This is a genomic window from Acidovorax sp. ACV01 (assembly GCF_014851495.1).
Lineage (GTDB): Bacteria > Pseudomonadota > Gammaproteobacteria > Burkholderiales > Burkholderiaceae_C > Acidovorax > Acidovorax radicis.
This window is the reverse complement of sequence record NZ_JACUZT010000003.1, coordinates 227576-249576: the sequence shown is the minus strand read 5'-3', so window position 1 is coordinate 249576 and position 22001 is coordinate 227576. Positions and strand designations below refer to the sequence as shown.

At 63.9% G+C, this 22001-nt stretch carries 15 protein-coding genes; 10 read left to right on the top strand and 5 right to left on the bottom strand.

Annotated features, from left to right (window positions below; translation table 11 throughout):
- Nucleotides 1–523: 523 nt before the first annotated feature.
- The 5 genes from IB243_RS09835 to IB243_RS09815 all read left to right on the top strand — a co-directional run bounded on the left by IB243_RS09835 (nt 524) and on the right by IB243_RS09815 (nt 10511).
- The gene (locus IB243_RS09835) at nt 524–5335 is read left to right on the top strand and encodes an RHS repeat-associated core domain-containing protein (RefSeq protein WP_370540340.1); all 4812 of its coding nucleotides are present in this window, start codon (nt 524–526) and stop codon (nt 5333–5335) included.
- 2 nt (nt 5336–5337) lie between these two features.
- Entirely contained in the window at nt 5338–5661 is a 324-nt protein-coding gene (locus tag IB243_RS09830) for a DUF2489 domain-containing protein (RefSeq protein ID WP_192426657.1), read from the top strand.
- A 554-nt stretch (nt 5662–6215) separates the two neighbouring features.
- Complete coding sequence (locus tag IB243_RS09825) at nt 6216–7133, top strand: transposase (protein WP_192426655.1); 918 nt, start codon at nt 6216–6218, stop codon at nt 7131–7133.
- A 455-nt stretch (nt 7134–7588) separates the two neighbouring features.
- Nucleotides 7589–8005, top strand: coding sequence for a hypothetical protein (locus tag IB243_RS09820; RefSeq protein WP_225584870.1), 417 nt, complete (start codon nt 7589–7591; stop codon nt 8003–8005).
- A gap of 406 nt (nt 8006–8411) precedes the next feature.
- Nucleotides 8412–10511 carry an acetoacetate--CoA ligase gene (locus IB243_RS09815; protein ID WP_192426651.1) on the top strand — a complete coding sequence of 700 codons (2100 nt, stop codon included), beginning with the start codon at nt 8412–8414 and terminating at the stop codon, nt 10509–10511.
- A gap of 208 nt (nt 10512–10719) precedes the next feature.
- Here IB243_RS09815 and IB243_RS09810 read toward each other — a convergent pair whose 3' ends face one another.
- Both IB243_RS09810 and IB243_RS09805 read right to left on the bottom strand, forming a co-directional pair.
- Entirely contained in the window at nt 10720–11742 is a 1023-nt protein-coding gene (locus IB243_RS09810) for a tripartite tricarboxylate transporter substrate binding protein (protein ID WP_192426649.1), read from the bottom strand.
- A 95-nt stretch (nt 11743–11837) separates the two neighbouring features.
- Complete coding sequence (locus tag IB243_RS09805) at nt 11838–13823, bottom strand: acyl-CoA synthetase (protein ID WP_192426647.1); 1986 nt, start codon at nt 13821–13823, stop codon at nt 11838–11840.
- A 224-nt stretch (nt 13824–14047) separates the two neighbouring features.
- Here IB243_RS09805 and pssA point away from each other — a divergent pair, with 224 nt between their 5' ends.
- Both pssA and IB243_RS09795 read left to right on the top strand, forming a co-directional pair.
- Nucleotides 14048–14674, top strand: coding sequence for a CDP-diacylglycerol--serine O-phosphatidyltransferase (pssA, locus tag IB243_RS09800; protein ID WP_010465242.1), 627 nt, complete (start codon nt 14048–14050; stop codon nt 14672–14674).
- 42 nt (nt 14675–14716) lie between these two features.
- Nucleotides 14717–15559 carry a PhzF family phenazine biosynthesis protein gene (locus tag IB243_RS09795; RefSeq protein WP_192426645.1) on the top strand — a complete coding sequence of 281 codons (843 nt, stop codon included), beginning with the start codon at nt 14717–14719 and terminating at the stop codon, nt 15557–15559.
- A gap of 63 nt (nt 15560–15622) precedes the next feature.
- Here IB243_RS09795 and IB243_RS09790 read toward each other — a convergent pair whose 3' ends face one another.
- Nucleotides 15623–16546, bottom strand: a complete 924-nt coding sequence (locus IB243_RS09790) for a LysR substrate-binding domain-containing protein (protein WP_192426643.1) — start codon at nt 16544–16546, stop codon at nt 15623–15625.
- Nucleotides 16547–16612: 66 nt separating this feature from the next.
- On the opposite strand from IB243_RS09790, the gene IB243_RS09785 reads away from it, so the two are divergent.
- Together IB243_RS09785 and IB243_RS09780 are read left to right on the top strand one after the other, a co-directional pair.
- Entirely contained in the window at nt 16613–17758 is a 1146-nt protein-coding gene (locus IB243_RS09785) for an MFS transporter (protein ID WP_370540331.1), read from the top strand.
- 55 nt (nt 17759–17813) lie between these two features.
- Entirely contained in the window at nt 17814–18326 is a 513-nt protein-coding gene (locus IB243_RS09780) for a hypothetical protein (RefSeq protein WP_192426639.1), read from the top strand.
- Between the two features lie 102 nt (nt 18327–18428).
- Here the strand turns inward: IB243_RS09780 and IB243_RS09775 are convergent, their stop codons facing one another.
- Together IB243_RS09775 and IB243_RS09770 are read right to left on the bottom strand one after the other, a co-directional pair.
- On the bottom strand, nt 18429–19352 hold the full coding sequence (locus tag IB243_RS09775; RefSeq protein WP_010465255.1) for a DMT family transporter: 924 nt from the start codon (nt 19350–19352) through the stop codon (nt 18429–18431).
- A gap of 27 nt (nt 19353–19379) precedes the next feature.
- A complete protein-coding gene (locus IB243_RS09770) occupies nt 19380–20921 on the bottom strand; it encodes a hypothetical protein (RefSeq protein WP_192426637.1) in 1542 nt (513 codons plus the stop codon).
- 286 nt (nt 20922–21207) lie between these two features.
- Between IB243_RS09770 and minC the strand changes: the two genes are divergently transcribed.
- The gene (minC, locus tag IB243_RS09765; protein WP_192426636.1) at nt 21208–21969 is read left to right on the top strand and encodes a septum site-determining protein MinC; all 762 of its coding nucleotides are present in this window, start codon (nt 21208–21210) and stop codon (nt 21967–21969) included.
- Nucleotides 21970–22001 lie beyond the last annotated feature (32 nt).

Here is a 22001-nt window from a genome sequence, read left to right as displayed (position 1 = left end):
AATCTTGTGCCGGTACTGGATTTTGGGTAGATGGCGATGGCGCGCCCTTCTGAAGCCATGGGGCGTGGCGCCCAACGCATGTTCCATTTTTGTCAGGTGCGGGTTTCTCACAAGCGCTGATGTCGATGGCGCGGCTTGTGATTTGGCAGCTTGTGGGGCGATGGGGTGGCGGCGCTGAGTAAGGACGCTTGCATTGGGCCAGTTACCGCGCTTCCTGGAGCGCCACGCGAGGCGGGAAACGATGCGTAAAACGCACACATGCAACCAGTATTTGTATGTTGCGCCACCAAACGGTCGCGTGCGCACGCCGACTCGGTAGAGTGCTATGCCACGAAGTCAAAATAGAAAGCAATTACCGATTTGACGAATCAGTAGAGGGCTATTTCGAATAGTTTAACCCGCGCAATGCGCACCGGACCTGACAGAAATCGTTTTCCATTGACTGATTGCAATACCGGAAGTCTCATGCGCAACAGTACGCTAGTTTGAGGATGAGGGGGCATTGCCATACATCCATATTGGCATGAATGGATTGTGGCGATTATTTTATATAACCTGTGGCTATAGCATTAAATTCATAAAAACAATATTCATGATAAAATTGAAGAATTTTTCGACACTTTCGTCAATTTTTATTGGCATTCTTTTTTGCAAAGCCTTGAATGCGGAAACCTATGTAATCAAAAAGGATCCATCATACGAGTATCGTATGGGCAGTGGAATTTACCCAAACCCTCAAGATGCGGTCGCCGCGCTTCAAGAATATCAAAACTCGCAAAGCCTTCCCTACATTCGCAGTGAGCTATTTAATGTTCGACCCGAAGACGTTGGCGACACGAATTCGATTAATGGTCACTCTATCAATTGGAAATGGGACTATAAAATATTCTATCGAGACTCTCCCGCACTAAACTATCAGGGGACGACTGGAGGCGGGCTACTTGCCACTGTTTGTAAGAATCAAGGAGATGGGGAGTGGGTCCAAAAATATGATGCACCTGATCCTGTATCCCGGGATATGAAGGCTTGGTGCGAACAAACTGGATTGTCCTATCCGCAGATTCCTACAGGCATGCAATGCAGAGCCGAAGATTACGCCGAGCGATCTGGGACAAATGCCGATGGTGGTCATGTTGGAAAACCAATTTTCCCTGTCTCTGGTGATGAACTCAGAACTGAAATTGATTATTCGGATCATGCCCCTCACGGTCTTCGATTAGCTCGTATATCATTGAGTCGATGGTCTCGGGAGCCTATCGGCAGCATCGGGCCGATGGGGAGAGCTTGGCGTCACAACTATTTCGCGCGAATTAAGCAGCGGGACAATAACAGACTGGATATTGACTTGCCTGGCGGCGAGCAACGATTGTTTGTACGTGACACATTTATATCCCCGAGTCCTTGGCGCCCCGTCGATGGATTTGACACACTGGATCGATTGCCTGACGGTTGGGTATTGCGCGTTCTGGCAAATGACAGTGTTCTCAGATTTAATACGGATGGAGTTCTGCTTACTGAAACCGACCGCAACGGCTGGGTAATTGCTTACACTCATGATGCCTCGGGTAGGGTTACAGAAGTGCGTAACCGGTTTGGACGCGCGCTCAGCTTTGGCTACAGCGGCAATGGACAACTGACCAGTGTCACCACGCCGGATGGAATAGTAGGCTATACCTATGACAGCGGCGGCCGATTACAAACCGTCAACTATGCGGACGGCAGCAATCGGAGCTTTCACTATGAAAATCCGTCCAACGTCCACCTGCTTACAGGTGTAAGTATTCAGGGTGTTCGTTATGCGACGGTCGGATACGACGCGCAAGGTTACGCAATTTCCACAGTGCTGGCCAACAACACCAACCGCTATACCGTGGACTACGGTGGTGTACCTCCGGGAGTCAGCGCCACCGTAACCGACCCGCTGGGTTTTGCGCGCATCTATCAATACAGCGTCACAAGAGGGATTTCGGCCGTGACGTACGGGACTGCGCCAGCGTCTGCTGGACTTCCACACGCTACAAGCCGCGCGCAAAACACGTTTGGCCTGATCGATTACGAGGTGGACTTTAATAATTTCACCACCACCTACCAGTGGGACACCAACCGCCGCCTGCCCCTGTCCACCACCGAAGCCACAGGCCAGCCCGAATCACGCACGACCAGCACAGTCTGGCACCCCCAATGGCGCCTGCCAGTGACCGTAACTGAGCCCGGCCGAGTTACCAGCTACACCTACGACAGCCAAGGCAACCCCCTGACCCAGACCATTGCCGACACCGGTGGTGGTTCAGGTAGTAGCGCCCGCACCACGACCTGGACCTACCACGCGAGCGGCCTTGTGGCCAGCGAGACCGCCCCCAACGGCGCAGCCACCAGCTACCAGTACGACAGCGCCGGCAACCTCACCCGCGCCACCAACGCCCTTGGCCACGTGGACACCTACACCCACGACGGCGCAGGCCGGGTGCTCACCCACACCGCGCCCTCGGGCCTGGTGACCACCTACACCTATGATCCCCGCGGCCGCATCCTCACGGTGGGCCGCGGCGGGTTGGTGACCACCCTCACCTACCGCCCCTCCGGCCAGGTGGCCACCGCCCGCCTGCCCCACGGCCATGTGCTCACCTACACCTACGACGCGGCCCAGCGCCTTGTGGGCTGGAGCGACAACCGGGGCGCCTCCGGCACCTACGTGCTCGACGCCATGGGCAACCGCACCCAGGAGGACATCCGCAACGCCCAGGGGCAGACCGTCTGGCGCCTGGCGCGCACCATCAACAGCTTGAACCGCGTGGAGAGCACCACCCTTGGCGGGCAGATCAGCACCACCTACGGCTACGACAACAATGGCGACTGGGTGGCCTCCACCAACGGCTTGAGCCAAAGCACCAGCCAGAGCCTGGACGCCCTGCGCCGCACCAAAGCCATCACCAACGCCGAGAACGCCACCGCCTCCCTGGCCTACAACGCCCTGGACAGCATCACCCAGGCCAGCGACTTCAAGGGCGTAGCCACCACCTACACCCGCGACGCCCTAGGCAACGCCACCACAGAAACCAGCCCCGACAGCGGCACCGAGAGCGCCCAGTACGACGCCCTGGGCCTGCCCAAGACCATCACCGACGCCCTGGGCCAGGCCACCACCATAGAGCGCGACCTGCTGGGCCGCCCCACGCTCATCACCCATGCGGGCAGCGCCAATGCCCCCAGCCGCACCACCACGCTGCGCTACGACCTCACCGCCGCCAGCACCGGCACCCTGGGTGAGATCGTGGATGCCAGCGGCACCACCACCTACCAGCGCGACCTGCTGGGGCGCACCACCCAAAAGACCCAGACCCTGCTCAACGGCGACACCCGCAGCGTCAGCTACAGCTACAACCCCCAGGGCCTGCTGGCCAACACAACCTATCCGGGCGGCCAAGTGCTGCAGTACCTGTACGACAGCACCGGCCAACTAACTGGAATGACCTGGGCCGGCCAACCCTTGGTATCGGGCATCACCTGGAACCCCCTGGGCCAACCCACCGGCTGGAACTGGGCTTTGCCCGGCGGGGCCACCACCATCCCCGCCACCCGCAGCTACAACACCGCCGGCCAGCTCACCCAAACTGAGTTCAGCAGCTACCAGTACGACGCCGCAGGCCGCATCAGCGGCATCACACAAAACCTGTGGCAGCCGGCCAGCATCAACCCGCAGGACAGCACCATCGAGTCCGCCCCCGCCAGCTGGAGCGTGCAGTACAGCCCCGCGGGCCGCATCATTGGCTTCACCCGGGAGACCGCGGCCAGCACGCCTGCCGACACCGCCAGCTTCCAGTACGACGCCAACGGCAACCGCACCGCCAGCACCCGCGACGTGGCCGGCACCAGCACCAGCCGCAGCTACGGAGGCGACGCCAGCCACAACCGCCTGCTGGGCTTTGAGCAGACCAGCAGCGCAGAAGGCAACACCGCCACCACCAGCGTCACCTACCAGTACAACAGCGCAGGCGACCTGCTGGGCGATGGCCTGACCACCTACCGCTACGACAGCCAAGGCCGCCTGGAGAGCGCCAGCACCGGAGAAGGCGAAGACGCCCCCACCACCAAATACGCCCACAACGCCCTGGGCCAGCGCGTGTTCAAGACCGAGCCTTTGTACAGCGGCACCCAAAGCAGCAGCACCGGCAACAAAACCGGCAAGAACCTGAACAACCTGCTGGCCGACGACGACGAGGCAGAACCCGCCCAGGCCGAGCAACCCGGCCTGGTCCAATGGCTCCTGGGCTTCTGGAGCAGGCTCTGGAGCCCCGGCGCCAGCGACGCCGAGAAACTGGGCTTCAGCTACGTGTATGCCGAAGACGGCAGCCTGCTGGGTGAATACGGCTCGGGCGGCACCAACAGCTCAGGCACCGCGCAATACCTGTACCTGCCCACCGCCAGCGGCCCCATGCCTATTGCGGCCGTGATCAAGGGAACGGCCTACGCCGTCCACAGCGACCACCTGAACACCCCCAGAAAACTCACCCAGGCGGATGGGCAAACTGCGTGGCAGTGGGCTTACAGCGCGTTTGGGGACGAACAGCCCACCATCGGGGCCAAGCGATTCACCAGCGAGAGCACCAACCCGACCACGGGCGCCACCAGCATCCCGGAAGTCACGTTCAACCTGCGGTATCCGGGGCAGTACTTTGACCCTGAGACGAAGCTGCACTACAACTACTTCCGCACGTACGCGCCGAGCACGGGGCGGTATACGCAAGGGGATCCGATTGGGTTCAACGGCGGTTGGAACCGGTTTGGATATGCCGAACAAAATCCGTTGTTCTTCACCGATCCGAACGGGCTTTGCCCCATCTGCGTCGGTGTTTTTGCGATGGCAGAAGTCACCATGCTGCTCCACTCTGCAGCGATGGACCCGGTGCCGCTGCCGGGCTCCAGCATTGCAGCACGATCCTCCGTTGGCGCTGCGATGGTGGGGCAGGCGATTCCTGCTTCTGTTGCAAAAATTACCCCCGTGGTCCAAGCTATCAACCACGGCATTGATACCGGAGCTTATTGCTCTGCAAAGGGGTTGGATACCGGTGCTGGCACGGTCCTTAAGCTTAAGAATATGCTTGCGAGCCAGGGGCAGATGGCTGAGGTTGGCACCGTAATGGCAGGTCCTGGTGGCCGGGTTGCGTTCCGAGGTGCTCAACGAGTCGCCGACGATTTTGGCGGCGATGCTGCTGATTGGGTTAAGAAGACCAGTTCGTCTTTTGCGGATGGCAAGGGTACGAAATTCGAAACTCATTGGGTTGAGAACATCAGAACTGGGCAGCGTGTCGAGTTCAAAACAAAATTCCCTGAATAAAAATGCAGCACATAGACAACCTTGAATTGAAACGCCGCGAACTCGTCAACACGGCGCAATTAATGCTGACTGGTGAAATGAATCTGCTTGAGGGTACGCGCCGCATATGTGGATTGCGATTTTCTGTCCGAGATCCAGACAACGAAGTCTTCCTGCCGATTCGTGCTGTTGACTCAGAAACTGATCATTTCCCGCTAGGGGCGATTCGTGCAAGTTGTAGTCCGGAGTACTTGATGCGTGCTGATGACGAGATGCAAACTTACTTAAATGATATGAGTAAAGATATTCTTCAGGCTTGCAGCAAGATCGTAGAAGCGTTCTCTTGAAAAGACCCCGAACTCGTTGGAGTCAGGCCTTGTCCTTTGCCCAAAAGGTGCAACCGCCGCAAGAGCAACGGGGTCACAAGAGCAACGGGGTCAGGTCTCAATACTGTTCGGTTAGAAAGCTTTCCCTCGTTTCCGAACCGTCACAGGCAACGCCTCCAACATAACCACCGTGCAATCCATGGGCACATGCCTGGGTGCCGTCCGGTCATGGCTGGCATAGGGTGAGTTTCTGCGCTTGACCATGCGCTTGTTGCGTTTGCCGGTGGTGCGCGTCGCCCTCAGCCTTGCACAGACCGCCAGCAGTTGTTCAAACCAGCGCTTGCGTCGTATCGGCTGCTGTGGGGGGGAACGCTCCAGACTGCGGGAACGTTTGGCGCAATAGCTGCACATGGGCGGAGAAGCTTTGCTGTGCATGCGGTATCTGTGGCCTTGCTGCCACTTGGGTGCAGCAGCCAGCACACGCAGTAGTGCGCCAGCACCTGGAGCAACGGGGTCAGGTCTTGCCTTTTGCGCACAAACTCCCACTGCAGTCCAACTCAGCGGAGTTTTTGAATATGGCAAGACCCTTGCGCATCGAGTTCCCCGGCGCTGTGTATCACGTGACTTCTCGGGGTGACCGGCGCGAGCCCATCGTACTGGGCGACGAGGATCGCGAAGACCTGTTGGGCGTGTTGGGCCAGGGGCTGCATCGGTTTGATGCTTGTGCCTTGGCATGGTGCTTGATGGACAACCACTATCACTTTGTTCTGCACACGCGGCAGCCCAATTTGTCGCTGTTGATGCGTCATATCAACGGTGTCTATACCCAGCGTTTCAACCGTCGCCATGGCAAGGTGGGGCATCTGTTTCAAGGGCGATTCAAAGCCATTTTGGTAGACCGCGATGCCTACTTGCTGGAGGTGTGCCGCTATGTGGAGCTGAACCGGGTGCGCGCCCAACTGGTGGAGCATCCGGCCCAATGGCCTTGGTGCAGCTACCACTCGCTGACGGGTCTGCGCCCTGCACCGGACTGGCTGGATGTGCAGGCCGTGTGGGGTTATCTGCTGGGGCGCGATGTTGTGGATGAGGGCACGCGCAGCCAGGCGGCTCAGGCCTATGCAGCGTTGGTTCAGGCTGGGCAAGGGGTGCAGTTGTGGGCCCAGGGGCTGCGCCAGCAGGTGTATCTGGGCGATGAAGACTTTGTCTTGCGCATGCAGGCTTTGGCCAGTAACCGGGCTGTCAGCGACAAAGAGGTGCCCAAATCCCAGCGCGCCAGCCCCAAGAGCCTGCAAGATTGGCTGGCCCAGTGCCCCACGCGTGAGCAGGCTTTGTATCAGGCGCACTATGTGTCGCAAATCAGCCTGTCAGAGATTGCCCGGCAATTGGGGCTGTCCGTATCTCGCATCAGCCGGCTTGTGTCGGGTCAGCGTGTGTTGAGGGAGACTACTCGGTTGGATGAAATGAGTCTGGGGGAGGCAAAAGACAAGACCTGACCCCGCTGAGTGCGTGAGACCTGACCCCGCTGAGTGCGTGACCCCGCTGAGTGCGAAAGACAAGACCTGACCCCGCTGAGTGCGCTGAGTGTTTGACCCCGCTGAGTGTTTTGACCCCGCTGAGTGTTCGCTGAGTGTGACCCCGCTGAGTGACCCGGGTGGCTTGCCAATAACGGTTCCTGTGCCTCCCACTGGTACACCTCCTTCGCGGCCTATTGATCCGGATTTTCCGCTGCCTCCTCCGGTGGATCCCTATATTCCGCCGATGCCCCCTGTCGGATTTCCTCTCCCATTCAAGCCAATAGTCAATGTTATTGATTGGTGTATTACCACAATGTCAGGGCCTGGTCGTTGGTCTTGCACGGCTTCATGCAACGTCACAGTTATTGATCAAGTGCTAGATGGAAAAGTCCCCGCACGAGTAACAGGCAGTGCGAGAGGAAAAACTCAAGCGGATGCTTGTGCTGAAGCAAAGCGAGCTGCTACTCAATCTTCACCCCGAGGTACTTATGCGCGACACTGTCAATGTACCTCCTGCTCTAAAGATTAGAAACGATATGCGAAATCTGATAGAAGTAGTCAAAATCTTTGATGTAGAACCCTTTGAAGCTGGTGAGGGAGATCTGTTTAGATTTCGCGTTGAAATTACACGCGATTTCAACGGCGGCTTGCTTCGTGGCATCGTTTATAGATTGGAAACCTACAGACTGCAACCCACATATCCGTTGCTTGATGGTCAACCGTGCGAATGGTCGTCGGATGCACTGCTTCATGTAATAGACGACAACTATGACGCGGATTCATTAAGTGGCCATTCAGTTGATGAAGTGCTTGAAAAATTTCAGGCTGCATTAGCTGCGCGTTTCGGATGAGTGCAGACAGCGGTAGTTGGCATGCTTTGTCGTGAATGGCTTCGCGCACTTTCATATTTCATGTATTAGAAATAAAATGATTAAAAATTGTTTGGCGGGGCATATGAAGGCGAGATCTGCAGAAATTAATTTTGATAATTGAAAAAAGCAGTGGGATTCAGGTGGCTCTTCTTTTAGCCGCTGGGTGTTTGGGTTTTATGCTTTTCTTGCCAGCACGGCGGTCTTCGGCAGTTCGACCATTGACGAAGCATGTACTCGGCGATTTCGAGCCGTCTGGCGACCACGTAAAGCAGCCCCGACAGGAAAGAGGCATTCCGCCCGGACTTTCCAAATCGTCCACCACCGTGTCAACCGAGCGACCTAAATGCCTAGCCCAGCCCACGCACCGCTGTTACGCTGCGTCGCCATGGAGACAAGCCACAAAACACCCCTTCGCAGCCCCACCCAGGCGGCGCCTTACGTTCCCCAGATCCGCCTGTACCAGAACTGGCTGCGCGACCAGCGCGGCATTGCGTTCGACAGCTATGACGCGCTGTGGCGCTGGTCGACCACGGAGCTGGATACCTTCTGGCAGAGCGTGTGGGACTACTTCCGCATCGAATCGCCCACGCCGCACACGGCGGTGCTGGCGCGCAACACCATGCCCGGCGCGCAGTGGTTCCCCGGCGCCCAGGTGAACTACGCGCGCCAGGCGCTGCGGCATGTGGATGCCGCGCACGCCGCAGGGCTGCCGGCCATCATCAGCCGCAATGAAAAGGGCCAGCACCGCGAACTCTCCTGGCCCGAGCTGCGCCGTCAGGTCGCGGCGCTTGCGCTGCACCTCAAGGCGCAGGGCGTGCAGCCCGGCGACCGCGTGGCCGCGTACCTGCCCAACGTGCCCGAGGCCATGGTCGCCTTCCTCGCCACCGTCAGCATCGGCGGCGTGTGGAGCATTTGCGCGCCCGACATGGGCACGCATGCGGTGCTCGACCGCTTTCGGCAGATCGAGCCCAAGGTGTTGATCGGCGTGGACGGCGTGACCTACGGCGGGCGCGACCACGACCGCACCGCCGTGCTGGCCGAGTTGCGCGCGGCGCTGCCCAGCGTGCAGCACGGGGTGCTGCTGGGCAACCTGGATGCTTCTGTTTCGATAGCTGGTTGGGCAAGCTGGACCAGCGCTACGGCCCAAAATGATGCTGAAACCACAGGGTTCGAGCCGATGTGGCTGCCGTTCGACCACCCGCTGTGGATCGTCTACTCCAGCGGCACCACCGGGTTACCGAAGCCCATCGTGCACGGCCACGGCGGCACGGTGCTGGTGGCGCTGCAGCTCAAGGTGCTGCACAACGACATCGGCTGCAGCTACGAGGCCAACAGCTTTGGCGAGCGCTACCACTGGTACAGCTCCACCGGCTGGGTGATGTGGAACGCACAGCTCTCGGGCCTGCTGTCGGGCACCACCTGCGTGATCTACGACGGCAACCCGGGCGGCAGCAAGGAGCACCCGGACTGGGGCGTGCTGTGGCGCTTTGCGGCGGAGACGGGCGTGACCTTCTTCGGCGCCGGGGCGGCGTTCTTTGCCAACTGCATGAAGGCCGGCATCACGCTCGCGGACTATGGCGACCTGACGCGCATCCGCGCGCTGGGCACCACCGGGTCGCCGCTGTCGCCCGAGGTGCAGCAGTGGGGCACGGCGCAGTTCGAGGCGCTGGGCACGCACGATATCTGGTGGAACAACATTTCGGGCGGCACGGATTTCTGCGGCGCATTTATTGGCGGCCACCGCGAGTTGCCCCAGGTGCCCGGCGAGATGCAGTGCCGCATGCTGGGCGCGGCGGTGGAGTCCTGGAACGCCGAGGGCCTGCCGGTGATGGACGAGGTGGGCGAGCTGGTGTGCGCGCAGCCCATCCCGTCGATGCCGCTCTACCTGTGGGGCGACAAGGACGGCTCGCGCTATCTGTCGAGCTACTTCGATATGTACCCCGCAGGCCACGGCCGCTTGCCCGGCGGTGGCGACGGCCCGGCCAGCATGGGCGCGGTGTGGCGCCATGGTGACTGGCTCAAGATCGGCAGCAACGGCGGCTGCGTCATCTACGGCCGGTCGGATGCCACCATCAACCGCCACGGCCTGCGCATGGGCACGAGCGAGATCTACAGCGCGGTCGAATCCCTGCCCGAGGTGCTCGACAGCCTGGTGGTGGATCTGGAGTACCTGGGCCGCGAAAGCTACATGCCACTGTTTGTGGTGCTGCGCCCCGGCAGCGTGCTCGACGAGGCCCTGCGCGGCCGTATCAACGGTGCGGTGCGCACGGCGCTGAGCCCCCGTTTTGTGCCCGACGACATCTTTGTGGTGGCCGAGGTGCCGCGCACCTTGAGCGGCAAGAAGCAGGAGCTGCCGATCAAGAAGCTGCTGCTGGGCCAGCCCATCGAGAAGGTGGTCAACAAGGACGCGATGGCCAATCCGGGGTGTCTGAATTGGTATGTGGCGTTTGCGGCGGAGCGGGCTGGAAAGCTACAAAATTCATAGCTAATAGCGCTTGTTGGATGGGCGGTTGCGGCAATTTTGGCTTGGATTTTTGTGTTGTCATACCACCCATGTGGCCCTAGCCAACCAAGCACCAGCGGCGCGTCGGTGTGACCCCCTCTCCCCGGCCCTCTCCCGCGAGGGGAGAGGGAGTGTTCAGGGGCGCCATGACCGATGGGGGCGATAGAAGGCTGCCCCGCCCCTCAATCCGTCAATCCAGCTTCGCGCCGGACGCCTTGATCAATCGCTCCCACACAGGCCGCTCCTTGGCAATCGCGGCGGAAAACAGCGCGGGTGAGCTGTTCTGCACATCAAACCCCATGGCCGCGATGCGCTGGGCTACGTCGGGCAACTGCGTGGCCTTGCGCACTTCGGCGGCAATGCGTTCCAGGATGGGCGTGGGTGTGCCGGCCGGTGCGCCGAACGCCAGCCAGCCCGCCACGCGGTAGGCCTCGTCGTTCAGGCCCTGCTCGGCCAGCGTGGGCACGTTGGGCAGGGTGCCCATGCGGTGCTCGCCGCTCACGCCGATGGCCTTGAGCTTGCCCGCGTCGATGTGCGCCTTGACCTGCAGCGCGCTCGCGAACGCGATCTGGATCTGGCCGCCCAGCAGGTCCTGCACCATGGGCGCCTCGCCCCGGTAGGCCACGTGGCTCATGTCGGCGTTCTGCGTGAGGCTCATGTAGGCCCCGGCCAGGTGCGGATATGCGCCTGTGCCATACGAGCCATAGGACACCTTGCCCTTGTTGGCCACCACGTACTTGAGCAGCTCGGGCCCCGTGGCTGCGGGCACGCTGGGGTGCGCCACCAGCACCAGCGGCGCAATGGCGATCTGGTAGATGGGCGCGATGTCGCGCTCGGGGCTGTAGGGCAGCTTGGTGTAGAGGAACTGGTTGGTGAGCATCGAATTGCTCAGGCCCAGCAACAGCGTGTAGCCGTCGGGCGCTGCCTTGGCCACCGCATCGGTGCCGATGATGCCGGCCGCACCGGGCTTGTTGTCGATGACCATGGGCTGGCCCAGCCCCACCGACATCTTCTCGGCCAGCACGCGCGCCAGCACATCGGTGGCGCCGCCTGCGGCAAAGGGCACGATCACCTTGATGGGCTTGTTGGGGTAGGCGGGTGCCTGCGCAAAGACGGCCGTGCTGGTGCCGGTGCCGACACAGGCCGCAGCGGCGGCCAGCGCGGCATTGCCCAGCCAGTGGCGGCGGTTCATCAACGGATGGTGGAAGGGCATGCGCTGTCTCCTGTCGTGGTTGTTGTAAGAAGCAAAGAAACCGAACGGGCTCCGCCGTGCATCGTGGCGCGCCGGCAGGGGTCTGTCACGCGGGCTTATGCGGGTGGGTGATCGATTTCGGGCGCCGGGCCGCTGGCCACCGTGACGGTGAGAGGCAGGGGCGCGAGCACTTCGCGCAGGCGGGCCAGCAGCGCGTCCGTGTCGGCAGGGGCCGCGCTGGCAGACGTGACGGTCACGCGCACGGCGCTGTCGCCCTCGGGCTGCACCCGGGGGCGGGGCTGGCCCAGGGCTTCGGCGCACACGTTATCGACCAGCGCCTGCACCGTGTGGCAGGCCGCGCGCTGGCGCAGATCGGGCTTGTAGATCTTGCCGACATTGGTCACCGGCATGGTGCCCAGCACCTGCACCCAGCGCGGGCGGGCGACGGCCTCGTCCACGCGCTCGGCGGTGAACGCAAGCAGCTCGGCCTCGGTCGCCTCAGCGCCCGGCACCAGCGTCGCATAGGCCACAGGCAGCTCGCCCGCATAGGCATCGGGCGCACCCACCGCGGCGGCAAGCTGCACGGCGGGGTGGGCACCCAGCGCGTCCTCGATCACCTTGGGGTCGATGTTGTGGCCGCTGCGGATGATGAGGTCCTTGGAGCGGCCGCTCAGGTGCAGGCGGCCCTGCTCGTCCACAAAGCCCAGGTCGCCCGTCGCTAGCCAGCCATCGGGCGTGAAGGCCTTGGCCGTGTCGGCTGCATCCAGAAAGCCCGAGAACAGGTTGGGCGACTGGAACAGCACCATGCCCGGCTGGCCGGGTGGCATGTCTTGGCCGGACGCATTGCCGTGCGCATCCAGCGCCACGATGCGCAACTGCGTGTACGGCAGCGGCCAGCCCACGCAGCCCGCGGGCGCGTGCACGCCGGGCGGGGTGATGGTGGAGATGCCGGCCATTTCGGTCATGCCCAGGCTTTCGTGGATGTGCAGGCCAAACAGCCGCTCAAACCGTGCCGCCAGCTCGGGCGCGAGGATGGCCGCGCCCGTGCGGCAGTAGCGCAGCGTGGAGATGTCCGCCCCCTCCAGCGGCACATTGGCCAGCGCCGCCAGCACCGTGGGCACGGCGGACAGGTAGGTGCAGTGGTAGTGCTCCACCAGCCGCCAGTAGTTGGCGATGACCTGCCGGTTGCGGAACAGTCCGGTGGTCGGGATGATGGTTTCCACCCCGGCCGACAGCGCCGCCAGCGAGCCCGGCAACACCCCCGCCACATGGAACAGCGGGTAGCCGTTGATGCCCACGTCCCCGGGCGTGATGCCCTGCATCTGCACGCAGCCCCACGCCGTGAATACCTGTGCACCGTGGCTGTGGCGCGCGAGCTTGGGCGCACCCGTGGTGCCCCCGGTGTGGAAGTAGGCGGCGATATCGCTGGCCACGATGTGGCGGCCGCTCACCAGATGGTCGCCGGGGTGCTGCAAACGCTCGGCCAGGTCCACCACTCCCTCGGGCAGCGGGCCCGCAGCACCGGGGGCTTCGTCGTGGGGCGCCACGCGCAGCAGTGTCGTCAGGGTGGGCACCATGCCCATCAGGCGCTGGGCCTTGCTCCAGTAACCCACATCGCCTTCGGCGCCATAGGCGATCAGCACCTTGGCGTGTGCCAGGGTCATCATGGCTGCGATCTTCTCGTCGGTGAGCATGGGGTTGAGCGGCTGCACGATGCCCGCCGCCTCGCCCCCCCACAGCGCCAGGTGGTATTCCAGGCAGCCGGGCAGCAGTACGGCCACGGCGTCCTGTGGACGCACGCCCAGCATGTGCAGCAGGTTGGCCGTCTGGTGGATGCCGCAGAGCAGTTGTGCGTACGACCAGCGGATGGGTTCGTCCGCCGGGTCGGCCGTGGGCAGAAAGGTCAGCGCCGTCTTGTCGCCAAACGCATGGGCGGCGTTGCAGAAGATTTCGTAAGTGCTTTGTACCGGCAGCGCCGCGCCCAGCGGCCGGGCTTCGAGCCGCTCCACGTCCTGCAGGCTGCGCACCGGGGTGGTGGGGGCAAACGGAGGGTTGCGGGGCGGTGCTGACGTGGTTCGGGGGGCTGCGGGGGTGGTGGTCATGGGATCGGCAGTGAACGGATCAGGCATTGTTGGGCTACCCGGCCTTCCTGACAATCGCCGGGCGTCCCCGTCGGGACGCGCTGCGGGGGCAACCTTGCCCGGTATCACCGCTCCGCCGGGCGGGCGGTGTGCCTACAGAAAACGCCGTGCACAGCCGCTCATAATGCGGCGTCCTGAGAACGTAACCACGTTCTCGCCTGCATGGCGCGACCGGAGCCCTCGACATGAACACACCCCAACATCCCAAACGTTTCTCCATGATCCGCGAATTCCACCTGGCCGATTGGTTCACGCTGGGCAACGCGGTCTGCGGCGTGGGGGCGCTGTTCTCGTCGATGACCTACCTGGAAACCGGCGACGTGGTGCACGTGTACTTCGCCTGCGCCCTGGTGCTCGCCGCGCTGATCTTTGATGTGCTGGACGGTCGCATCGCCCGCTGGCGCCAGAAGAGTTCGGCCATGGGCCGCGAGCTGGATTCGCTGGCCGACGTGATCTCGTTTGGCGTGGCCCCGGCCATCATTGCCTATGGCTGCGGCATGCAAGGCCTGTACGACCGCATCGTGCTCGCCTACTTCGTGGCCTGCGGCGTGTCGCGTCTGGCGCGCTACAACGTCACGGCCGAAACCCTGTCGGGCGACGACGGCAAGGTCAAATATTTTGAAGGCACGCCCATCCCCACCTCCATCGTGCTGGTGGGCCTGCTGGCCCTGGCCGCCTGGCTGGGCGCCGTGCGCGAGAGCCTGTGGTTTGGCAAGGTGCTGATCGGCGGCTTCACGCTGCACCCGCTGGTGCTGCTGTTTGCGGTGTCGGGGTCGCTGATGATCAGCCGGATCCGCATTCCCAAGCTCTGAGCCGCTGCCTGGCTCGTCCTGTTGTTCTGGATGTTGAATACCATGGCACTTCAAAAAATCGCAGCGTTTTCCGACGGCACACAGGGCGGCAACCCCGCCGGTGTGTGGATCGGTGACGAGCTGCCCGCCCCTGCCGACATGCAGCGCATTGCCGCCGAGGTCGGCTTCTCTGAAACCGCGTTTACCGCCCCGCTGGGCGAAGGCCGCTGGCGTGTGCGCTATTTTTCGCCCGAGAGTGAGGTGCCCTTTTGTGGCCATGCCACCATTGCCCTGGGAGCCGCGCTGGCGCAGCGCGAGGGCGACGGTGTGTTTGTGCTGTCACTGAGCCAGGCCGAGATCACGGTCGAAGGCCGCCGACAGGGCGAGCTGGTGCAGGCGGCGCTGCAGTCACCGCCCACGCACAGCGGGCCGGTACCGGCGGCGCTGCTGGCCGATTCCCTGTCCCTGTTCGGCCTCAGCGCGGCCGATCTGGACCCGCGCATCCCGCCTGCACTCATCCATGGCGGCGCCAATCACCTGGTGCTGGCCTTGCGCAGCCGTGCGACGTTGGCGGCCATGCACTACGCACTGGATGCAGGCCGCACGCTGATGGTGAATGCCGGGTTGGTCACCATCGTGCTGGTGTGTGTGGAGTCAGACCGCCTGCTGCACACCCGCAATGCCTTTGCCTCGGGCGGCGTGCTCGAAGACCCGGCCACGGGCGCTGCCACCGCCGCGCTGGCGGGCTACCTGCGCGACCTGGGCTGGCCACACGGCGGCGCCATCGATGTGGTGCAGGGCGAGGACATGGGCATGCGCTCGCGCCTGCGCGCCGAGGTGGGGCCGGTGGCGGGCAGCTCCATCCGCGTGTCGGGCACGGCACGGTGGATGGGCGACGGGGAATGATTTGACATTTGCTATAAATTTTATAGCTATTGACGCTTGATGATAAAGCGCTAGACCTCGTTTTTAATCAGAAGTCGGCTGTGTGGGGGCTGCTTCGGAAGGCGCTGATGCTTCCATCTCTTCCCTGAGCCACTGCACAAAACGCAGCGTCTCCGGCGACGGGTCCGGGGCGACGCCGAAGTAGTGCCGCGTCAGCGGCAACCGCAAGCTTGGCAAAGGCGACACCAGCCGACCCGACGCCAGGTCGTGCGTGATCAACGACACCGGCGCCATCGCAAAGCCCAGCCCGTCCACGGCGGCCTGCAGCACAAAGTGCAGGTGGTCAAACTGCAGGCAGCTGGCGGGCTGGAGCGCTGGCGCGTTCACCTGCTTCTTCCAGCTTTCCCAGTCCTTGCTGCGCGACTTGGACAGCAGCAGCACGTGGGACGACAACGCCTCGGGCCGCGTCACCGGGCGCTGGGCGAACAGGGCAGGCGACCCCACCACCAGTGCCTCGTCCTCCAGGAACGGGTGGACCTGCAAACCCGGCGGCCACCCGCGCGGGCCGCGCCGCAGGGCCAGGTCGAAGGCTTCGGCCGCCTGGTCTGGCGCCAGGGTGCTGGTGATGACCTGGGGCTCGATGTCCGGGTGCTGGGCCACAAAGCCCGGCAGCCTGGGGATCAGCCAGCGCACCGCAAAGCTGGGCCGCACATTGATCTTGACGCTGCGCAGGCCGGCGTCGCCCCGTAACGACTGTGCGGCGGCCCCAATCTGCGCCAGCGCAGGCCCGACCTGCGCGTGGAACTGGTGGCCCGCCGCCGTGAGCAGCACCTGCCGCGTCTTGCGCTCGAACAGGTCCACGCCCAGGTGGGATTCCAGCGCCTTGATCTGGCGGCTGATGGCGCTGTGGGTGACGTGCAGCTCCAGTGCGGCGCGGGTGAAGCTCTGGTGGCGCGCCGCCGCCGCAAAGGCGCGGACCGCGTTGAGCGGGGGCAGGCGGGGTGGCATGTGTGCAATTTTGTCACGCATGGGGCGCCGCAATATCGTTTGTCGCGCCCGGTGCCGCCGCGCACCATGCGGGCCATGCCACAGCCTTCAGCCAACACCTCGGCCTCAGACCACCACTCGCGCTGCGCCGCCTTGGCGCTCGGCCTTGCACTCCCCGGGGACACGGTGCTCTACCTGCTCCTGCCGATGTTTGCCCCGGCGTTTGGCGTCACCCTGTTCGAGGCGGGCCTCCTGCTGGCCGCGAACCGCCTGGTGCGCATCGCGGGCTACGGGGCGGTGGCGCGGTTCTACGCCCGCCATGGCGAGCGGCTCACCTGCTCGCTGGCCGTGCTGGCCGCCGCCGCGTGCGCGCTGGGGTACGCCACCCTTGGCGGGTTCATCGCCTTGTTGGGCCTGCGGCTGCTGTGGGGCCTGGCGTTTGCGGCGCTGAACCTCGCCACGCAGGCGCTGGCCACGGCCGAGCCCGTGGGCGCAGCGCGCCGCGCGGGGCAGTCGCGCGCCTTTGCAGCGCTGGGGCCCATGCTGGCCCTGCCTGCGGGGGGTGTCTGTGCGCTCTGGTGGGGGCCCCGAGCCATCTTCTTGGTGTTTGCCGCCGTCGCGTTGTGCGCCTTGCTGGCCACGCGGCATTTGCCCGCCCAGCCGCATGCCGTGCCGCCCCCTGAGAAGCGCTGGGGCAGGCTCCCCGGTAGCCTGGACCGTTTTTCATTCGTCGAGGGGCTGGTGCTGGACGGCCTGTTCATCATCGGCTTGTCGTACCTGGGCCGCGATGTGCTGCCGGGCAATCCGGTGATCGTGGCGGGGCTGTTGCTGTCGGTCCGCTACCTGGCCGAGATCGTGCTGAGCGCGGTGGGCGGCGACCTGGCCGAGCGCTACGGCGCCGAAGTGCTGCTGGTGGGCTTTGCGGTGCTGACGTCGCTGGCCCTGGTGGGTTTTGGCCTGGGGTGGCTGTGGACCAGCGCACTGGCCATCGTGATTTTGCGGGCCCTGCTGCTGCCGCTGTTGCCGCCGCTGGTCGCGCGCCGCACACCGGGGCCGGGGCGCATCCAGGCGCTGGCGACGCGGTCGGTGTGGCGGGACCTGGGCGCCGGTGCGGGCCCGGTGCTGGCGGGTGTGCTGCTGCCCATTGCGCCCTCTGCCTGGGTGTATGGCGTTGCAGCCTTGCTGCTGTCGGCCACGGCCATCGCCTGCTGGGCGCCGCGCAGCGACGGATGAGGCGCGGATCGGCCATCGCCCCCCTTTTACAACCTTCCGTTTTGGAGAAGTCCCCGTGAACATCCACACCACATTGATCCGCTGTGCCGGTGGCACGGTCGACCTGCCCGTGCGGCCCATGAACCACCGCAGCGATGGCGGGCATGTGCTGGTCCACCCGCCGCGCCCCGTCTGGGAACGCAGCGAGCTGACGCCCGAAGAGCTGGCGCATTGGTCGTGCCTGGTGGCCGCAACGGGCCGGGCCATGCTCGACACCTTGCCGCAGCTCGCCGGAGGCTGCCTGAACTACTGGGAGGCGGGCAACAACGCGCTGAACCCGCTGGCCCACCCGCAGGGGCCCAAAACCCCCGCGCTGCACCGCAAGATGCACCTGCATGTATTTGGGCGAAGCCCCCGGGCCACCCACCCGGACTGGCTGTGGGGCGAACCGCCCCGGTTTCCGAATTTTGCGCAGTCTGAGGCTTGGACCCAGCAGTTCACACGACTGGAGGACGATGAGGGCGCCGCGCTGGGTGCGCGCATTCAAGTGTTGCTGGATACGCGGTACGCACTGAGTCGGGTTGGCTGACAACACCCGCCTGCAAAAGAGTTGCTATCAAAATAGTAGCTTTTAGCGCTTGTTGGTAAAGCGCTAGGCCATGTTTTTATGAAAACTCTTTTGTCCCGGGTACTACGCGACCGCAGGCCGCCGGTTCACCAGCACGATGCCTGCCGCCACCAGCACCAGCGCCGCCACCAGCCCGGGGGTGATGGGCTCGCCCAGCCACCAGGCGCCAAACAGCAGCGCAAACACGGGCGTGAGGAACACAAACACCGAGATCTTCGTGGCCGGGTAGTGCGCCAGCATCCACATCCAGGCCAGGTAGCTCACAAACGCGCCCACCAGGGCCTGCACCAGCAGCGAGCCCCAGGCAAAGCCGCTGAATTGCCAGACCCAGGCCTCGCCCAGGCCCAGCGACAGCACGGGCAGTACCGCCGTGCTCACGCCCACCTGGTACAGCAGCTGCTTGGCCGGGGCCACGCGCGCCAGCGGCGTGGTGCGGATGACCACCGTGGTCAGCGCCCACATCAGGCCTGCGGCCAAACCCAGCAGGTCGCCCAGCCAGGCCTGGGGCAGGGCGGCATTGGCGGGGCCCAGCAGCCCGTCGCCCAGCGCCAGCCCCACGCCCACAAACGCGGCAGCCAGGCCCAGCCACTGCCAGCCTTGCAGGCGCTCACCAGGAATGAAGCGCGGCAGCAGCAGGGCTACCCAGAATGGCGAGGCATACAAAAACACCGTGAGCCGCGATGCGGTGGTGTACTGCAGGCCCAGGTAAATACACGCAAACTCGCCCGCAAACAGCGCCCCGGCCAGCAGCCCGGCGCGGGCTGCCCCGGCAGGCTCGGCCGCCGCCGACAGCCGCACGCCACGCCACAGGCACCAGGCCGCCACCGCCACCGTGGCCAGCGCAAAGCGCACAAAGGCCTGAAACACTGGCGCCACCTCGGCCACCGTGGCTTTGACCAGCACCTGCTGGAAGCCCCAGAACATGCAGCAAGTCAGCAACAGAGAGATGGCGAGGGCGTCGAGGTGGGGCTTGCGGGTGTGGGGCATCTTGGGTGCTGTGGTGGCGACGCGTGGTCAAGGGCAGAGCCAAGCGTAGACCCATATGTAATTGAACAGCGAGTTGCCGTAAAACAGATTGGTCCCGTCAGGTGCCAGCGCCCAAGGGCCGCTCAGCCCGCGCGACGCCACGAGCCGCCGCTGCCAGGTGCTTCCCGTGCGCTTGTACAACCCGATGTACCAGCCGTCCTCAGCCAGGCCCGGGCAGGTCAGGTCAGACGGCTTGATGTCGAGCTCGGAAGTTGGATGCCCGGGCACGTTGCTCGCGTGCACGGCCAGGGTGCTGCCGTCGCTGGAAAGGGCCAGGTTGCTATACACGAGGCCTGTGGTGTCGGTGATGCTCACCAGCCCGGCCGGCAGCCGCGCCTGCTGGGTCCAATTTCCGTTTCCTTGCTGGACAAAAATGCGCACCGCCGGGGTGGTGGCTGTCCTCAAGTCGCCTAGACGCCACCCGTCCTCGTTCACGGCCAGGGTGCTTCCGTCGCCCGACAGGGCCAGGGACGACACGAACTTGCCCCCCGACTCCATCAAAGCCTGGGGAGTCCAGGCACCTGCAGTGCGTGTGTAGGTGGCCACGGCGCCGATGGAAGTGGAGCCCACGCCCGACGCCGTGCTGTAGCCCACCGACGCAGCCAGCAGGCCGCCATCGGAGGACAAGGTCAAGAGGCTGGCAAAACTGGTTCTGCAGGGCAGCGTGCAGGTTGCTGGGGCACTGGGTGCCTCCACCTGGCCCTGCAGGTTCCAGGCGCTGCCGCTGCGCTGGTACAGGTACACGACTCCCTTGGTGGCGCTGCCATTACCGCCCGTCGTCTCGCTTGCCAACACAGCCAGCGTGCCGCCGTCTGCCGACAAGGCGACTTGCCCGCCAAATTGGGCCTTGCCGTTGCCTAGCACGGCTTGCTGTTGCCACAGTTGGGCACTGTTGGCGCGCGTGAACACATACACGACAGAATCCGCAGCGTTGGCGCTGGGCGAACTAATGGCCAGTGTGAGCGCGTCTTGGGACAACCTGGGGCCAGCATCGGAGCCCAGTGACGACTTCAGTGCAACCCGTCCGGACGCGAATTCGTAGCTGATGCCATTGGCGATGTCGTAGGCCTTGGAGTCCGTGAAGGCGCCACAGCCAGTGGCGTCGCACGCACGCAGGCGGTAGGTGGAGTTGAGGGTTGTAGCCAGGCTGGATGCTGTGGCGTAGAGGCTTCCCCAAAACCCTTGGGTTCCTGCCTGCGAATATGTAAAGCCGGTGCCAGAGGCCTGGTTTAAATCGTCGGGCTTGGCTTCCTTCAGCGGGCCCGCGCCGTCCGGGTCAACATACAGTTCGTATCGGGTCGCGCCTGGCGTGGCGTTCCACCCGAAGGTCCCCAGGTTGCTGACCGTGAAGTTCGAGGGCGCTGCGAGGTTAGAGGGTGGGGGAGGCGGCTGCGTTGCATCGCCCGAGCTACCCCCGCAGCCCGCCAATGCCAGCGCTGAGATGCCCAGAGCCCATGTGGTTCGCAAGGGGGCCAAGGCGCGAGAAATTTTTGGGGCTGCCTTGGGGCCCTGGGGGTACTGGTTCAACATCAATGCTCTTTCTTGTAGATAAAGTTTGAAGTTCGCCACGCGATCCGCTCCTGGGTGGTCGTGGCACACCAAATGATTAGACCATCGCTGTCTGGCGGCTTTTGTGTGTTGCCGCTTGTCACAGACAGATGCACGAACCTCGCCCCTGAATGCCGTGCGGGTCGCGCGCAGGCACGCCCCGTTACGATGGCGCGGGGTGCTGCACAGTACACTTTGCGCTTTTGATCCAGCCGCCGGCGTGCCTGCCCGGCGCCACTGGAGCGATATTCACCCCCGCAATCCATTCATGGCCCTTACCACGGCGGCCCAGGCCCGCACCAGCTTTGACCTCAAAAGCGCCTCGCTGCCCGTGGTGGCCGTGGTGCTCAAGACCACCGACGCCGCGCAGTTTGCCGCCGACCTCGCCGAGCGCGTGGCCGATGCCCCGGGCTTCTTTGACAATGACCCTGTGCTGATCGATCTGGCCCCCGTGCGCGAGGCTGAAGCCGCCATCGACTTTGCGTCCATCGTGGCCGCGCTGCGCGCACACAGCACGCTGCCGGTGGCGGTGCGCGGCGGCAGCCCGGCCCAGATGGACGCTGCGCGCGCCGCAGGCCTGGCGGCTGCGCCCGATGCACCACCCGCCCGCGCCGAGGCCCCCGCACCCGAGGTGCGCGAGGTCATCCGCGAAGTGGTGCGCGAGGTGGAGGTGGTGCGCGAAGTGCCCATGCCCGGCCCCGGCACCGTGGTGGTGGACAAGCCCTTGCGCTCGGGCCAGCAGGTGTATGCGCGTGGCGCCGACCTGGTGGTGATGGCCGTGGTGAGCTTTGGCGCCGAGGTGATTGCCGACGGCAACATCCATGTCTATGCGCCGCTGCGCGGCCGGGCGATTGCCGGTGCGCGCGGCAACACCGAAGCCCGCATTTTTTCGACCTGCCTGGAGCCGCAGCTGGTGTCCATCGCAGGCATTTACCGCACCACAGAAACCGAGCTGCCCGCCGACGTGCGCGGCAAGCCCGCGCAGGTGCGGCTGGACGGCGAGAAGCTCATCATCGAGCCGCTTGCCTGAGTTCTTATTTCATTCGTACCAACCCCACAGAG

What these genes read in the sequence shown, in the direction of transcription:
- IB243_RS09835 (WP_370540340.1), top strand. Translation starts at nt 524, where the DNA reads ATGAATGGATTGTGGCGATTATTTTATATAACCTGTGGCTATAGCATT.
- IB243_RS09830 (WP_192426657.1), top strand. Translation starts at nt 5,338, where the DNA reads ATGCAGCACATAGACAACCTTGAATTGAAACGCCGCGAACTCGTCAAC.
- IB243_RS09790 (WP_192426643.1), bottom strand. Translation starts at nt 16,546, where the DNA reads ATGCCACCCCGCCTGCCCCCGCTCAACGCGGTCCGCGCCTTTGCGGCG.
- IB243_RS09775 (WP_010465255.1), bottom strand. Translation starts at nt 19,352, where the DNA reads ATGCCCCACACCCGCAAGCCCCACCTCGACGCCCTCGCCATCTCTCTG.
- IB243_RS09805 (WP_192426647.1), bottom strand. Translation starts at nt 13,823, where the DNA reads ATGACCACCACCCCCGCAGCCCCCCGAACCACGTCAGCACCGCCCCGC.
- IB243_RS09810 (WP_192426649.1), bottom strand. Translation starts at nt 11,742, where the DNA reads ATGCCCTTCCACCATCCGTTGATGAACCGCCGCCACTGGCTGGGCAAT.
- pssA (WP_010465242.1), top strand. Translation starts at nt 14,048, where the DNA reads ATGAACACACCCCAACATCCCAAACGTTTCTCCATGATCCGCGAATTC.
- IB243_RS09795 (WP_192426645.1), top strand. Translation starts at nt 14,717, where the DNA reads ATGGCACTTCAAAAAATCGCAGCGTTTTCCGACGGCACACAGGGCGGC.
- IB243_RS09815 (WP_192426651.1), top strand. Translation starts at nt 8,412, where the DNA reads ATGGAGACAAGCCACAAAACACCCCTTCGCAGCCCCACCCAGGCGGCG.
- IB243_RS09770 (WP_192426637.1), bottom strand. Translation starts at nt 20,921, where the DNA reads ATGTTGAACCAGTACCCCCAGGGCCCCAAGGCAGCCCCAAAAATTTCT.
- IB243_RS09825 (WP_192426655.1), top strand. Translation starts at nt 6,216, where the DNA reads ATGGCAAGACCCTTGCGCATCGAGTTCCCCGGCGCTGTGTATCACGTG.
- minC (WP_192426636.1), top strand. Translation starts at nt 21,208, where the DNA reads ATGGCCCTTACCACGGCGGCCCAGGCCCGCACCAGCTTTGACCTCAAA.
- IB243_RS09785 (WP_370540331.1), top strand. Translation starts at nt 16,613, where the DNA reads ATGCGGGCCATGCCACAGCCTTCAGCCAACACCTCGGCCTCAGACCAC.
- IB243_RS09820 (WP_225584870.1), top strand. Translation starts at nt 7,589, where the DNA reads ATGCTTGTGCTGAAGCAAAGCGAGCTGCTACTCAATCTTCACCCCGAG.